Annotated in this window: 16 protein-coding genes and 1 pseudogene; 14 read left to right on the top strand and 3 right to left on the bottom strand. The window is 61.2% G+C overall.

The genetic code is table 11. The features are described from left to right. The first annotated feature begins 14 nt into the window (after positions 1-14). On the top strand, positions 15-1,478 hold the full coding sequence (gene selO, locus M2401_RS16165) for a protein adenylyltransferase SelO (RefSeq protein ID WP_259104337.1): 1,464 nt from the start codon (positions 15-17) through the stop codon (positions 1,476-1,478). A 168-nt stretch (positions 1,479-1,646) separates the two neighbouring features. Here selO and M2401_RS16160 read toward each other — a convergent pair whose 3' ends face one another. Further along, on the bottom strand, positions 1,647-2,471 hold the full coding sequence (locus tag M2401_RS16160; RefSeq protein ID WP_259104336.1) for a hypothetical protein: 825 nt from the start codon (positions 2,469-2,471) through the stop codon (positions 1,647-1,649). 57 nt (positions 2,472-2,528) lie between these two features. Further along, positions 2,529-2,975 (bottom strand): hypothetical protein, encoded by a 447-nt coding sequence (locus tag M2401_RS16155; RefSeq protein WP_259104335.1) that lies wholly within the window; start codon positions 2,973-2,975, stop codon positions 2,529-2,531. A 439-nt stretch (positions 2,976-3,414) separates the two neighbouring features. On the opposite strand from M2401_RS16155, the gene M2401_RS16150 reads away from it, so the two are divergent. The 3 genes from M2401_RS16150 (at position 3,415) to M2401_RS16140 (ending at position 4,688) form a co-directional block, all read left to right on the top strand. After that, positions 3,415-3,657 carry a hypothetical protein gene (locus tag M2401_RS16150; protein WP_259104334.1) on the top strand — a complete coding sequence of 81 codons (243 nt, stop codon included), beginning with the start codon at positions 3,415-3,417 and terminating at the stop codon, positions 3,655-3,657. Between the two features lie 59 nt (positions 3,658-3,716). Then, complete coding sequence (gene trxC, locus M2401_RS16145) at positions 3,717-4,154, top strand: thioredoxin TrxC (protein WP_259104332.1); 438 nt, start codon at positions 3,717-3,719, stop codon at positions 4,152-4,154. 129 nt (positions 4,155-4,283) lie between these two features. Continuing rightward, positions 4,284-4,688 carry a PAAR domain-containing protein gene (locus M2401_RS16140; protein ID WP_259104331.1) on the top strand — a complete coding sequence of 135 codons (405 nt, stop codon included), beginning with the start codon at positions 4,284-4,286 and terminating at the stop codon, positions 4,686-4,688. Positions 4,689-4,862: 174 nt separating this feature from the next. Here M2401_RS16140 and M2401_RS16135 read toward each other — a convergent pair whose 3' ends face one another. Continuing rightward, the gene (locus tag M2401_RS16135; protein WP_259104330.1) at positions 4,863-5,639 is read right to left on the bottom strand and encodes a ParA family protein; all 777 of its coding nucleotides are present in this window, start codon (positions 5,637-5,639) and stop codon (positions 4,863-4,865) included. A gap of 277 nt (positions 5,640-5,916) precedes the next feature. Here M2401_RS16135 and M2401_RS16130 point away from each other — a divergent pair, with 277 nt between their 5' ends. From M2401_RS16130 to M2401_RS16085, 10 genes and pseudogenes are all read left to right on the top strand, one after another. Further along, a complete protein-coding gene (locus M2401_RS16130; RefSeq protein WP_259104329.1) occupies positions 5,917-6,642 on the top strand; it encodes a beta-ketoacyl synthase chain length factor in 726 nt (241 codons plus the stop codon). Further along, on the top strand, positions 6,618-7,424 hold the full coding sequence (locus M2401_RS16125) for a 1-acyl-sn-glycerol-3-phosphate acyltransferase (RefSeq protein ID WP_259104328.1): 807 nt from the start codon (positions 6,618-6,620) through the stop codon (positions 7,422-7,424). Before M2401_RS16130 ends, M2401_RS16125 begins: the two co-directional genes overlap by 25 nt. Continuing rightward, the gene (locus M2401_RS16120) at positions 7,405-7,665 is read left to right on the top strand and encodes a phosphopantetheine-binding protein (protein WP_259104327.1); all 261 of its coding nucleotides are present in this window, start codon (positions 7,405-7,407) and stop codon (positions 7,663-7,665) included. The genes M2401_RS16125 and M2401_RS16120 overlap by 20 nt, the downstream gene beginning before the upstream one ends. Positions 7,666-7,674: 9 nt before the next feature. After that, on the top strand, positions 7,675-7,929 hold the full coding sequence (locus tag M2401_RS16115) for an acyl carrier protein (RefSeq protein WP_259104326.1): 255 nt from the start codon (positions 7,675-7,677) through the stop codon (positions 7,927-7,929). Beyond that, positions 7,926-8,471, top strand: coding sequence for a hypothetical protein (locus tag M2401_RS16110; RefSeq protein ID WP_259104325.1), 546 nt, complete (start codon positions 7,926-7,928; stop codon positions 8,469-8,471). Before M2401_RS16115 ends, M2401_RS16110 begins: the two co-directional genes overlap by 4 nt. 1 nt (position 8,472) lies before the next feature. Continuing rightward, positions 8,473-10,173: pseudogene (locus M2401_RS16105) on the top strand (AMP-binding protein); the annotation flags it as partial. A gap of 97 nt (positions 10,174-10,270) precedes the next feature. Further along, on the top strand, positions 10,271-11,005 hold the full coding sequence (locus M2401_RS16100; protein ID WP_259104323.1) for a glycosyltransferase family 2 protein: 735 nt from the start codon (positions 10,271-10,273) through the stop codon (positions 11,003-11,005). A 126-nt stretch (positions 11,006-11,131) separates the two neighbouring features. After that, positions 11,132-12,079, top strand: a complete 948-nt coding sequence (locus tag M2401_RS16095) for a glycosyl transferase (protein WP_259104322.1) — start codon at positions 11,132-11,134, stop codon at positions 12,077-12,079. Then, positions 12,060-13,604 carry a histidine ammonia-lyase gene (gene hutH, locus M2401_RS16090; RefSeq protein ID WP_259104320.1) on the top strand — a complete coding sequence of 515 codons (1,545 nt, stop codon included), beginning with the start codon at positions 12,060-12,062 and terminating at the stop codon, positions 13,602-13,604. The genes M2401_RS16095 and hutH overlap by 20 nt, the downstream gene beginning before the upstream one ends. Continuing rightward, positions 13,597-14,022: a thioesterase family protein gene (locus M2401_RS16085; protein WP_259104318.1), complete on the top strand. Its 426-nt coding sequence runs from the start codon at positions 13,597-13,599 to the stop codon at positions 14,020-14,022. The genes hutH and M2401_RS16085 overlap by 8 nt, the downstream gene beginning before the upstream one ends. Positions 14,023-14,047 lie beyond the last annotated feature (25 nt).

Here is a 14,047-nt window from a genome sequence, read left to right as displayed (position 1 = left end):
GCTGGAGGTGGCCTTTGAAAGCCCTCGACGAACTGACCTTCGACAATCGCTTCGCCCGCCTGGGTGACGTTTTCTCCACATCGGTACTGCCCGAGCCCTTGGCCGAGCCGCGTCTTGTGGTGGCCAGTGACGCGGCCCTGGCATTGCTCGATCTGGAACCGGCGCAGGCCGAAGATCCCGTATTCGCCGAGATTTTCAGCGGCCACAAGCTCTGGGCCGATGCCGATGCCCGGGCCATGGTCTATTCCGGCCATCAGTTCGGCTCCTACAACCCGCGCCTGGGCGATGGCCGCGGCCTGTTGCTGGGCGAGGTTTACAACGACGCGGGCGAGCATTGGGACCTGCACCTCAAGGGCGCCGGGCAGACGCCGTTCTCGCGCATGGGCGACGGTCGCGCAGTACTGCGCTCATCCATCCGTGAATTCCTTGCCAGCGAAGCCCTGCATGCACTGGGCATACCGAGCAGCCGTGCGGCCTGCGTCATCGGCTCCAGCACCCCGGTGTGGCGCGAGAAACAGGAACAGGGCGCGATGATCCTGCGCCTGGCCCCCAGTCATGTGCGCTTTGGCAGCTTCGAGTACTTCTACTACACCAAGCAACACGACCACCTGAAAACCCTGGTCGATCACGTACTCAACCTGCACTACCCGCACTGTCTGGAACAGCCGGAGCCCTATCTGGCGATGTACAAGGAAATCGTCGAGCGCAACGCCGAGCTGATCGCCAAGTGGCAGGCCTACGGTTTCTGCCATGGGGTGATGAACACCGACAACATGTCGATTCTGGGCATCACCTTCGACTTCGGCCCGTTCGCCTTCCTCGATGACTTCGACCAGAACTTCATCTGCAACCACTCCGACCACGAAGGCCGCTATTCCTACAGCAACCAGGTGCCCATCGGCCAATGGAACCTCAGCGCCCTGGCCCAGGCCCTGACGCCGTTCATTGAAGTAGAGACCCTGCGCGAGGCCATCGGCCTGTTCCTGCCGCTCTACCAGGCCCACTACATGGACCTGATGCGCCGCCGCCTCGGTCTGACCACTGCGCAGGATGGCGACGAAATGCTGATCAGCCGCCTGCTCAAACTGATGCAGAACAGCGGTGTGGACTACAGCCTGTTCTTCCGCCGCCTGGGCGACCAGCCTGCCGCCGATGCGGTGGGCAAACTGCGCGATGACTTCGTCGACATGCGCGGCTTCGACATCTGGGCCGACGACTACCAGAGCCGCTGCGCCCAGGAAGACCAGGGCAGCGACGCCGAACGCCGGGCGCGCATGCACGCGGTCAACCCGCTGTACATCCTGCGCAACTACCTGGCCCAACAAGCCATCGAAGCCGCAGAAAGCGGCGACTACGAAGAAGTCCGCCGCCTGCACCGGGTGCTGTGCAAACCGTTTACCGAACAGGCCGATATGGACCGCTATGCCCAACGGCCGCCGGATTGGGGCAAGCATCTGGAAATCAGCTGTTCGTCGTGAATAGCTGATTTGGCACAGGTTGCGTAGGCAGGGTACGGAAGCAGATTTTGTGGGAGCGAATTCATTCGCGAAGAGGCCAACACACCCGACACCTTGGTATCGCCTGTATTACCGCTTTCGCGAATGAATTCGCTCCCACAAGTTCATCGATCGCCAGCCAGCCGGCGCCTACGTCTTGATCTCTTCTGCATTGTCGATCCTCGCGGCAGGTGATGGATTTTCACCACCCGCCACAGGAACGGGGAGTTTTCTGTTTATGCGGGCGAGCACTTCGATCAGGGTCAGCATGGGCTGATCTTTCTTGCCGGATCTCTGCGCTTCAAGGTCCTCTTCAATAAAACGCAGATTATTGGCCTCGTAGTCAGGGTGATGCATTGCCTGCTCAATCTTTGGCAAGGCCCGGTAATGGGCAACGCACGCTCTGTAGAAGTTCGGGGCACCGCCAGTCTGGCTTCTCTCCAGCTGAGCATCGGCCAATACTCGTTCACGCCATGGCCGTTCGAGCTGCTTGATGCTGACCTTGGCGGCGTCCCGCTCGTTGAGGGTATAGCCTCCATTCTCGTCATAAACAATCAAGGTCAACTGCTCACGGGACAGCCCTGCAAAAGGATTTATGACACGTGAATCGGCTTGATAATTATTGGCTACAAAGCGAGTTGCCTGGAGCGCACGCTCCAGCCGCTCAGGATCGTCCGTGTCAGGCACTTCCTGAGCGCGTCTGGCTTTTATTTCCGGCGCACAACCGTTTGACACTTTATATCCAATCTCACGCCCCAGATCGCCCAGTTGCTGGCGACTTAACGTGCCGTCCCGGATTCGCGCGCGCTCGGCGCTTTCGCTCAATTGGCGGGCAAGGCTGGAAAGCTTTGGAGTGGCAGACAAGGCCTCGGTGCACTTTGAACCTGCACTTTTTTCAACGCCAGCACTGGAAACTTTGGCAAGTGTCATTACGACAGATCCAATTGATCTATCTAGTTGAATACCATTAGTCATTTCGACCTCCTTGGAAAGAAGGCCTGAGCACTCATTGCGAATGCCCAGGCAATAACATTACTGCATGGTGAATTCGACAGACCAATTGTGAGAGGCATAATCGACAGAGGTAATTCTCACGTCACATCGAGCACCGCCTCCGGCTACTGCACTCTTATTCCACTTAGGGGTGCGTACGCCATTGGTAAATGCTTTGGTGTAGGTCGAGGAAAACCGGCAAGTCTTGCTGCCCATCCGATAATCCACGACCGCGTAGCCCATATCCGGGGACACGCTGCTGCGAACGCCATAAACGCTCTGACTTGCGGACTCCACCTCGCTATCGGGCTTGGGACTCGCATTGGTATACGTCATAGTGCCATTACTGCCTACTGCACTGTAATACGCCCTTTCGCTGCCATTATTTTTAAATGTCACATTGACTTGCGGGCCTGCCCAAGCAATCCCGCAAGCAAGTACAGCCCCGGTACAGGCAGCCCATTTCAATTTATTACACAGTTTCATTTCTAACACCTTTTTACTTAAAGAATGCAAAAAGGCTACCGCGACAAAACAAATGTAAACAACTCCTCGAACGGATAGTCCGAAAGGATAAACACCTGTAGGACCGGCTTAAGCCGGGAGAGCGCTCTCGCGGCTAAAGCCGCTCCTACAGGCCGCAACCAACATGTAAGATCTAACAACCTTACACCGTAGGAATTGTCTGATATTTCTTCAACGTATTGTTTCCAACAACTTCTCTGCCTATCCTCGCCGCCGTCACGGATATCCCGTGGTCAGGTTTGACGGCCTGAAAGCAATTGAACGAAAAACAGGTCTGTTATGGCCGCTATACGTGGGGCACCCTCAAAGTGCGCCGGTTTTTTCGTTCAGTTCACCGGTCCGTCAACCTGCGTATAGCTGCCACCCTTAAACAAGGGTGGCTGCCACTAAGGACAGGCCAATGAGTCAATCTCCCACCACCCTGCACACCCCGTTCGGCAATGTGTTCGCCGTGCAATCCGGTATCCCCGTGCGCGATGCCCTGGAGCAACTGGCCCAGGTGCTGGGCAATACCCAGGCGCTGTGCGCCGAAGCGGTGGATGCCGATCTGCGTCAGATGCGCTCGCTGGTAGCCATGATCCATCGTGAACTGGAGATGGGCGAAGGCCTGCTTGAAGCGTCGTTGCGTGCGTTCAACGGTTGATATCCCGCCGCTGCGGCTCCAGATAGAGGGCATTGCCCTTTCCGTCACCGGAGCCGCTCATGTCCGATCCACTGATTATTCCCTGCCCCCACTGCAACGGCCTCAACCGCATCCCCAATGAGCGCCTGGCCGACCAGCCCAAGTGCGGCCGCTGCAAGCAGCCGGTGCTGCTCAATACCCCGTTCAACCTGACCCAGGGCGACTACGCCAGTCAGATCAAGGGCGATCTGCCGCTGTTGGTGGATGTCTGGGCCGAGTGGTGCGGGCCGTGCAAGTCCTTCGCGCCCACCTTCGAACAGGCGGCGCGGCAGTTGTCCGGGCGCTGCCGACTGGCCAAGCTGGACAGCGAAGCCAATCAGCAGCTGTCGGCGCAACTGGGCATCCGCTCGATCCCCAGCCTGATCCTGTTCAAGAACGGCCGGGAAGTGGCACGCCAGAGCGGCGCGTTTCCGTTGCAACAGTTGCTGGCGTGGCTGGGTAGCCAAGGCGTGCATTGAAGTGAAGTAGTCGCAGCGAGTCGGCCGATTTTTCTGTAGGACTCGTCCTATTCGACTTTTCGACGCCCCCGCCGCCCCGATTTGCCCCTAGCATCGCGATTTTCGACTCAACCATGGGTATCAATCGTTATGTCTTATGCAGTCAGGGAAGGCGACCCCACCAGCACCGGCGGATTTGTCATGAGCGCGTCAGCCAGCCATCTGGTCGATCTGCAACGGGTCGCACGGATGGGCGATCCGGTGTGGTGCGCGGCGTGTCAGAGCGTCGGCTATATCGCCCAGGGCAACCCCACTTTTGTCGACGAATTCGTTGCCGTGTCGACCCACGGCAATGCCGTGAAATGCGCCTGCAAACCGGGCAGCCATACCGTGATCGCGACACAAGAAGCCCTTTGCGCCGATATGGAAGCCACCATCGAGATTCCCGAAGACTTGGCCGAAAAGGCGCAAAAGGAAGCTGAACGCATCAATCGCGATATTCGCGAAGGGACGTTCAATCCAACGACGCTCTCACCTTTCTGTCAAAAGGTCTGAGCGTCGAACAATACAGGCGGGAGCGACAGTGAGCCGTTGTGGGAGCGAATTCATTCGCGAAAAGGCCAGTACATCCGACACATGTGTATCGTCTGAAACACCGCCTTCGCGAATGAATTCGCTCCCACAAAGACCGCAAGTCTCAGAAAGCCTGGCCAGAGCCAGACACGATCTTCAACGCTGCGCGTTGGTCTCCAGCAAATGATGCAAATCCACAAACTGCTGGGTCAGTTTGTGTCGAGGGTCCAAATGAATCAGCGGCGTATTGGCCTGATGCGACTCGCGCATTTTCACCGAAGCATTGAGGTACACCGGCAGCACCGGCAAACCCTCGGCAATCAACTCGTCGAGCATCTGCTGGGGCAGGCTGGCCCGGGGCTGGAACTGGTTGACGATAATGCCTTCGACCTGCAGGTCTTCGTTGTGATCTTCCTTGAGCTCGTCGACTTCCTTGATCAAGCCATACAGGGCCTGGCGGGAAAAGCTGTCGCAATCGAAAGGGATCAATACGCGATCGGCAGCAATCAGCGCCGAAACGGCATAGAAGTTCAGGGCTGGTGGCGTGTCCAGGTAAATGCGCTCGTAGTCGCCGTCCAGTTCATCCAGCAACTTACGCAGCTTGTTGATCTTGTGCTTGGCCTCAAGCTTGGGTTGCAGGTCGGCAAGCTCCGCCGTGGCAGTTACCACATGCAGGTTGTCGTAGGGGGTTTCATAGATGTCCACATGGTTCTTCTTGCCGAAACCTGTGGAGAGGGTCTGCTTGAAGAACTCGGCAATCCCCATGGGAATGTCGTCACCCGTCAGCCCTGTGAGGTACTGAGTGGAGTTGGCCTGGGCATCAAGATCAATCAAGAGCGTGCGATACCCTTCATGAGCGCTGACCGCCGCCAGATTGCAGGCGATGCTGGACTTGCCAACGCCCCCCTTCTGATTGAAAACCACGCGACGCATGGGTCGACCTCCCTGTTGCATGAATACGATAAAAGAGGCCGAGTCTAAGCAATGCACATGACAAGGGCGAGCACTTGCCTGCTCAGATACCGAATAATCCGACCGATGCAGTCGTCTACTTCCTACATTTGCACCTTTACAAATTGCTACTATTCGCCGCCACCGGGATAATTCCCGCCACTAGGCCAATTTGCCGCACCCAGGATTGATGACTGGCCAGCCGCCCGGCAGCACCGCAGTAGCAACAAGAAGTAGCCCACAGGGGCGGGATGAGAATTTGATCACCTTCAACATCGCACAATGGCGCGCCTGGGCACCCGGTCTGGCGAGCGTCGAACACTGGCAGCAGTGGTGCCAGCAGCCGACGCATCTGCACAGCAGCGATGAGGCCCCGGACGTGTCGTTCCTGCCGGCCATGCAACGTAGACGCCTGGGCCGTCTGGCGCGCATGGCCTTTGCCGTGGGCTGGCCCCTCGCCGAAGGCTATGAGCGCCTGCCGCTGGTGTTTGTCTCGCGTCACGGGGAAACCCCGCGCACCTTTGAAATCCTCTGCGATGTCGCCAACAGCGAACCGCTTTCGCCGACCCAATTCAGCCTGTCGGTGCATAACGCGGTGATTGGCCTGTGGTCGATCCTGCGCGGCGAGACCAGCGAAATGACGGCATTGGCCGCCGATGGTGATGGCCTGGAACACGGCGTGTTCGAAGCCGCTGCGCTGCTGGCCGAAGGCGCCCCCGCCGTATTGTTGATCATCACTGAAGAACAACCGCCGCAAGCTTACTCACAGTGGATCGACGATGTGCCCTTTCCCTATGCCGTCGGCCTGCTGCTGACCGCTGGCACGGACTGGAGCCTGTCACTCACCACTGCCGACGACAGCAAAGAGCTGCCGCCCAGCCAGTGGCCAAATGCTCTGAGCCTGCTACGCACGCTGAACAGCGCCCAAGGCGCGTGCCGCCACTCCTGGAAGAGACGAGTATGGAACTGGCAACGCAGCCTTTGAGCAAGCGCCGCGACGCCTATTACTGGCGCCTGCTGGCCACGGCCCTGTGTTTTTTCCTGTTCGGCTTGGGCGGGCTGTGCCTGCGCCTGATGATCTTCCCGTTGCTCAACCTGCTGCCGGGCCATACCGAACGTCGCCGCCAGCGCGCCCGTCACACCATCAGCAGGCTGTTCTGGCTGTTTATCCGCCTCATGGCCCGCACCGGCGTGTTGACCTATGAGGTACACGGAGCCGAGCGCCTGGGTCGCCCCGGCCAGATGATCATCGCCAATCATCCGTCGCTGATAGACGTAGTCTTCCTGATCGGCCTGGTGCGGGACGCCAATTGCGTGGTCAAGCGCAAGCTCTGGGAAAACCCGTTCACCTGCGGCCCGGTATGCGCCACTGGCTACATCAGCAACGACGGCAGCGCCGAGATGCTCGACAACGCCGCCGAGGTGCTGCGCAGCGGCCAGACCCTGATCGTCTTCCCCGAGGGCACCCGCACCCGGCCGGACCACGCCCCCGAATTTCATCGCGGGGCGTCAGCCATTGCCCTGCGCGGTGCAGCGCTGATCACCCCGGTGGTGATCAAAGTCAGCCCTACCACCCTGACCAAGGCCGAGCCCTGGTACCGCATTCCGTTACGCCGCGTGCATTTCAGTTTGCGCGTCGGTGCCGATATAGATCCAAACGCCTTTGCTGCAATGGGGCCGCCACCGGTGGCCTCGCGCAAGCTCAACGATTACTTGCATCACTACTTCATCAAGGAGCTCGCCGCAGATGAGCGATCTACATCGTGACATCAAGCAGTTGATCATCGACGCCCTGGGCCTCGAGGACATCAGCGTGCACGACATTGGCAATGACCAGACCCTGTTCGGCGAAGGCCTGGGCCTGGATTCGGTTGACGCCCTGGAGCTGGGCCTGGCCATCCAGAAGCGCTACGGCATCAAGATCGACGCCGACGCCAAGGACACCCGTGACCATTTCGCCAGCGTGGACAGCCTTGCGGCGTTCGTCAGCGCCCGACAAGCGGCCTGAGGACTGATCATGCAAACCCGTGAAGACATTTTCGAGACCCTGCGGGCCGCCCTGGTCGAGCTGTTCGAACTTGAGCCCGAGCGCATCAGCCTGGAATCCAACCTGTATCAGGATCTGGAAATCGACAGCATCGATGCCGTGGACCTGATCGACCACATCAAACGCAAGACCGGCAAGAAAATCGCTGCCGAAGAGTTCAAGTCCGTGCGTACAGTCAATGACGTGGTCGAGGCGGTCTATCGACTGGTCAACAACGCCGCATGAAGCGGCTGACCAGCCTGGGCCTGATCGTGGTCGGCGTGCTCTACCCCTTTGCGGTGTATTACGGCATGGGCCATTTCGCGCCCTGGCAGTTTGCCCTGGCGCTTGGCCTGCTGTGGCTGGGTCGGGCACTGACCGTGGAAAAGCGTCCCGGCGCAATGCTCACCGCCGTGGTCGCCATCGGCTTCTGCCTGTTGCTCGGGGTGTTCGACAGCCCGGCACTGCTGCGCTGGTATCCCGTACTGATCTGCGCGTCGATGCTGAGCCTGTTCGGCCTGAGCCTGATCTACGGGCCGCCGATGGTTGAACGCCTGGCACGCTTGCGCGAGCCGCAATTGCCGGACGTGGCGATTGCCTACACGCGCAAAGTGACGCAGGTGTGGTGCTGGTTTTTTCTCGGCAACGGCCTGATTGCCGCGACACTGACGCTTTGGGCACCCCTGGCGTGGTGGACGCTATGGACCGGTCTGCTGTCCTACGCAGTGATGGGCCTGCTGTTTGCGGGCGAATGGATAGTCCGCCGCCGAGTCAGAGGCGGCGCATGAAATGGAACACGTGAACCGCATGGCTGTTGACTGGATACCTTCTGAGCGCCTGTTGCTCGCCCCACAGTCGGCCCGCGAGCTGACCCAGGCGCCGGCACTGAACCACGCGCAGTTCTGCGAACAGGCACTGAGCATCGCTGCAGGGCTGCAATCCCTGGGCATCAAGCGCCTGGCCGTGCACCTGGAAGACGCCGGTGCATTGGCCATCGCCCTGTTCGGCGCGTGGCGGGCCGGGGTCAGCGTGTTGCTGCCCGCCGACTTGCAAGCGCAAACCCGCGAGCGTTGGTCGGCCCATGTGGATGGCTGGCTGACTGATCTGCCGGATGACCTGCGACTCGAGCAGTTGCAGGCCGCGCCTTTGCCCGCCGCCCTGCTTGATCTGGATGAATGCCGCCTGAGCCTGTGTACTTCCGGCTCCAGTGGCGAACCCAAGCTGATCGAAAAGCGTCTGCGTCAGCTGGTCAATGAGATCGAGGTGCTGGAGCGCCTGTGGGGTGCGCAACTGGGCACGGCCTGCATCATTGGCAGCGTCGCCGCCCAGCATATCTACGGCCTGCTGTTCCGCGTGCTTTGGCCCTTGAGCGCCGGGCGCCGCTTCGTACGTCGACAACTGCCGTTTCCCGAAGACCTGCAGCGCGCCAGCCGTGAGTTCGAAAGCTTTGCCTGGGTCGCCAGCCCGGCCCTGCTCAAGCGCATGGGCGAGAACCTCGACTGGCCGGGCCTGAGTGCCGTGCGCCGGGTGTTTTCTTCCGGCGGCGCGCTCCCTGCCGAGGCCGCCGCCAGCTTGCAGCAACGTCTGGGGCAATGGCCGACCGAGATTCTCGGCAGCTCGGAAACCGGCGGCATTGCCTGGCGTCAGGGCGACAGCCTGTGGCAACCCTTCGAGGGCGTGCAGCTTGGCCAGGATGCCGATGGCGCCCTGCTGATCAGCTCGACCTACATGCCGCCGGGCCATGTCGAACACAGCGCCGATGCCGCGCGCATGAGTACGGATGGCCGCTTTGAGTTGCTCGGCCGGCTGGACCGCATCGTCAAGCTGGAAGAAAAACGCATCTCCCTGCCTCTACTGGAGCAGGCTCTGGCCGCACATGAATGGGTCAGCGAAGCGCGGCTGGGTGTGGTCCAGGAGAACCGGGCGTCTCTGGGCGCCCTGATCGTACTCAGCGAAAAAGGCCTGCATGCCCTGCGCAACGGCGGCCGTCGCGCCCTGACCCAAAGCCTGCGCCAACACCTGATCCCCCACTGCGAACCCCTGGCCCTGCCTCGGCGCTGGCGTGTGCTGCGTCAGCTGCCATTCAACGCTCAGGGCAAGCTGGCGCAAGCCGAGGTCCAGGCGCTGCTCATGGCCCCGCGCAGTAAACAGCCCGAAATACTCAGCCAGCAGAAGGTCGAGGGTGAATGGCAGCTTGAGCTAAGCGTGCCGCCGGACCTGGCTTACTTCAGCGGGCACTTTCCCAGCGTACCGGTGCTGCCGGGGGTGGTGCAGGTGGACTGGGCTATCGCCCTGGGTCGTCAGTTGCTCGACCTGCCGCCGACATTCGCCGGTATGGAAGTGCTGAAATTCCAGCAACTGGTGCGCCCCGGCGACCGGATCAGCCTGACCCTGCGTTTCGACGCCGAGCGCGGCAAGCTGTACTTCGCCTTTCGTAACGGCGATGCGCCGTGCTCCAGTGGGCGGATTCTGTTGGAAGGGTCCGTTGGAGCGAGGCTTGCCCGCGAAGGCGATGTCCCGATCACAGTAAATGCGTCGGATGTACCGACCTCTTCGCGGGCAAGCCTCGCTCCCACAGGCCGCGACCATGCATAACCCCTGCGCAATCATCCCGGTTTTCGACCACGAGCTGCCATTGCCCAAGGTGGTGCAAGCGGTTCTGGCCGCCGGGCTGCCCTGTGTATTGGTGGACGATGCCAGCAGCCCGGCCTGCGCCGCCGTGATGCAGCGATTGGCCGAGGGCGAGAACGTCTATCTGGTTCGTCTGCCGGTCAATCAGGGCAAGGGCGGCGCCGTCATGGCGGGTTTTCGTGAGGCCCGGCGCCTGGGCTTCAGCCATGCCTTGCAGGTGGATGCCGACGGCCAGCATGACCTGGGCGATATCGCCGTGTTTATCGAACATTCCCGGGCACAGCCGGACGCGGTGATCTGCGGTTATCCGCAATACGATGCCAGCGTGCCCAAGGGCCGCCTGTACGCACGCTACCTCACCCACTTCTGGGTCTGGGTCAACACCCTGTCGCTGCAGATCAAGGATTCCATGTGCGGCTTTCGCCTGTACCCCCTGGCGCCGGTCATGCATCTGATCGACCACGTACAGATCGGTAAGCGTATGGACTTCGACTCGGAAATCCTCGTGCGCCTGTCCTGGCGCAACCAGCCCATGCAGTGGCTGCCGACCCGGGTGCACTACCCCGAAGACGGCCTGTCGCATTTCCGCCTGTTCCACGACAACGTCCTGATCTCGAAAATGCACACCAAGCTGTTCTTTGGCATGCTCGGGCGCTTTCCGCTGATTCTGTGGCGGCGGTGGTTGCCATGACGGCTACAACAAATGCCGACACCGTTGGAGCGAGGCTTGCCCGCGAATGCCTCACCGCATTTGTCCAGAAAAACCGCGTCAACGTTCTTCGCGGGCAAGCCTCGCTCCAACGGGTCAGGTGTACCGATGACAAATGACGCCCCCGACAAGCAACACTGGGCCAATCATCAGGAGCGCGGCAGTTTCCTGCTGATGAAGCTCACCGCCTGGGCCGCGCGGCGTCTGGGTCGGCGAGTGCTGAGCCCGGTGTTGCACGGCATCGTTTTGTACTTTTTCCTGTTTGGCCGATCGGCGCGTAAGAGTGCCTGGGAGTATCAGCAGCGCCTGGCCGACTGGAGCCAGCGCCCGGAACTGCGCCCCAGCCACTGGCAGGTATTCGGCCAGTTCATGGCCTTCGCCGACTCGCTGCTGGACAAGCTCGATCTGTGGAACGGCAAGCTGAAGATTTCCCAGATCGAAATCATCGACCAGACCCTGCTGCGCAGCGAGTTACGCAGTGGTCGCGGGCAAATGCTGGTGGGCACCCACCTGGGCAACCTTGAGGTATGCCGGGCACTGGCCGAGCTGGGCGAGAAGGTCACGATGAATGTGCTGGTTCACACCAAGCACGCCGAGCAGTTCAACCGCCTGCTGGGCGAGGCAGGCGCCACCAATCTGCGGCTGATTCAGGTCAGCGAACTGGACCCGGCGATCATGCTGCAACTGAGCCAGCGCCTGGACGATGGCGAATGGCTGGCGATTGCCGGGGATCGCGTGCCGTTGCATGGCGGGCGCAATGTGCGGGTCGATTTCCTCGGTGGTCAGGCGCCGTTCCCCCAAGGCCCGTGGTTGCTGGCCGGGCTGCTCAAATGTCCGATCAATCTGATTTTCTGTCTCAAAGCCCCCCAGGGTTATCAAGTGACCCTGGAGCGCTTTGCCGAGGCCATCGAGTGGCGCCGCAGCGACCGTCAGCAGGTGATCGCCCGGTGGACTCAGCGCTACGCCGACCGCCTTAGCCACTATTGCCTGCAAGCGCCACAGCAGTGGTTCAATTTCTACCCTTTCTGGAAGTCCGATGACGAATCAAGTTCCTGAGCCGGTTACCTTCGGCGAGCGTGCATTGCGGATCGAAGACGTACTGGCCTTGGCCAACCGCCAGGTACCCACGACCCTGCAGAGCGACAGTGCCTTCCGCGAGCGCATTGCCAAGGGCGCGCAGTTCCTCGATTCGCTACTGGGTAAGGAAGGCGTGATCTACGGCGTCACCACCGGTTATGGCGACTCCTGCGTAGTGGCCGTACCGCTGCAACACGTCGAGGCGCTGCCACGTCATCTCTACACCTTCCACGGTTGCGGCCTGGGCAAGCTGCTCGACGCCCAGGCAACGCGTGCCGTTCTGGCAGCACGCTTGCAGTCGCTGTGCCACGGCGTGTCAGGGGTGCGGGTCGAGTTGCTGGAGCGCCTGCAAGCCTTCCTCGATCAGGACGTCCTGCCGTTGATCCCGGAAGAAGGCTCGGTGGGCGCCAGCGGTGATCTCACCCCGCTGTCTTACGTTGCCGCAACCCTGTCCGGCGAGCGTGAAGTGATGTTCCGTGGCGAGCGCCGTCAGGCCATTGATGTACACCGCGAACTGGGCTGGGTGCCGCTGGTGCTGCGACCCAAGGAAGCGCTGGCGCTGATGAACGGCACCGCGGTGATGACCGGCCTGGCCTGCCTGGCGTTCGCCCGCGCCGATTACCTGCTGCAACTGGCGACCCGCATCACCGCGCTGAACGTGGTCGCCCTGCAAGGTAACCCCGAGCATTTTGATGAGCGTCTGTTCGCCGCCAAACCCCATCCGGGGCAGATGCAGGTTGCCGCGTGGCTGCGCCAGGACCTGGCCATCGACGCGCCGACCGCGCCGCTGCATCGCCTGCAGGATCGCTACTCCCTGCGTTGTGCGCCCCACGTGCTGGGCGTGCTGGCCGACAGCCTGAACTGGCTGCGCTCGTTTATCGAAATCGAACTGAACAGCGCCAACGACAACCCGATCATCGACGCCGAAGCCGAGCGCGTGCTGCACGGCGGGCATTTCTACGGCGGGCATATCGCCTTTGCCATGGACAGCCTCAAGACCCTGGTAGCCAACGTCGCCGACCTGCTCGACCGGCAACTGGCGCTGCTGGTGGACGAACGCTACAACCATGGCCTGCCGAGCAATCTGTCCGGCGCCCCGGCCGATCGGGCGATGATCAACCACGGCTTCAAGGCGGTGCAGATCGGCACCAGTGCCTGGACCGCCGAAGCCCTGAAAAACACCATGCCCGCCAGCGTGTTCTCGCGCTCCACCGAATGCCATAACCAGGACAAGGTAAGCATGGGCACCATCGCGGCCCGCGACGCCATCCGCGTGCTGGAGCTGACCGAACAGGTCGCCGCCGCCACTCTGATCGCCGCCAACCAGGGCGTCTGGCTGCGCAGCAAGGCCGCCGATGCGCGCCCGCTGCCACCGGCCCTGGCCGCCATGCATGAACAACTGGCGGCGGACTTCCCGCCGGTCATCGAAGACCGTGCCCTGGAAGGCGAACTGCGCCTGTGCCTGCAACGTATCGCCGAACGCCACTGGAGGCTGCATGCGTAGCAAGGGCTTTTTCCACGTCGACACCGAAGTGCTGGTGCCGTTTTTCGACGTCGATACCATGAACGTCGTCTGGCACGGTCACTACGTTAAATACCTGGAAGTGGCGCGCTGTGCGCTGCTCGACCAGCTCGGCCATAACTACACGCAGATGGTCGAGTCCGGCTACGCCTGGCCGGTGATCGACCTGCAACTGCGCTACGTGCGCGGCGCGGTGTTCGGCCAGCGCCTGACCGTGCGGGCCAATCTGGTGGAGTGGGAGAACCGTCTGAAGATCAACTACCTGATCAGCGATGCCGTGACCGGCGAACGCCTAACCCGCGCCTGCACAGTGCAAGTGGCCGTGGACATGCAGACCCGGGAGATGCAACTGGTCTCGCCCAAAGCCTTTACCGATGCGGTTGCCAAGGTGGTGTCATGAGTATTTTTGCCCTCATCAAGCGCCG

The organism is Pseudomonas sp. JUb42 (genome assembly GCF_024807945.1).
In the GTDB taxonomy this organism is placed as follows: domain Bacteria; phylum Pseudomonadota; class Gammaproteobacteria; order Pseudomonadales; family Pseudomonadaceae; genus Aquipseudomonas.
Note: the sequence above shows the minus strand (reverse complement) of the source record. Positions and strands in the feature narration are given on the sequence as shown.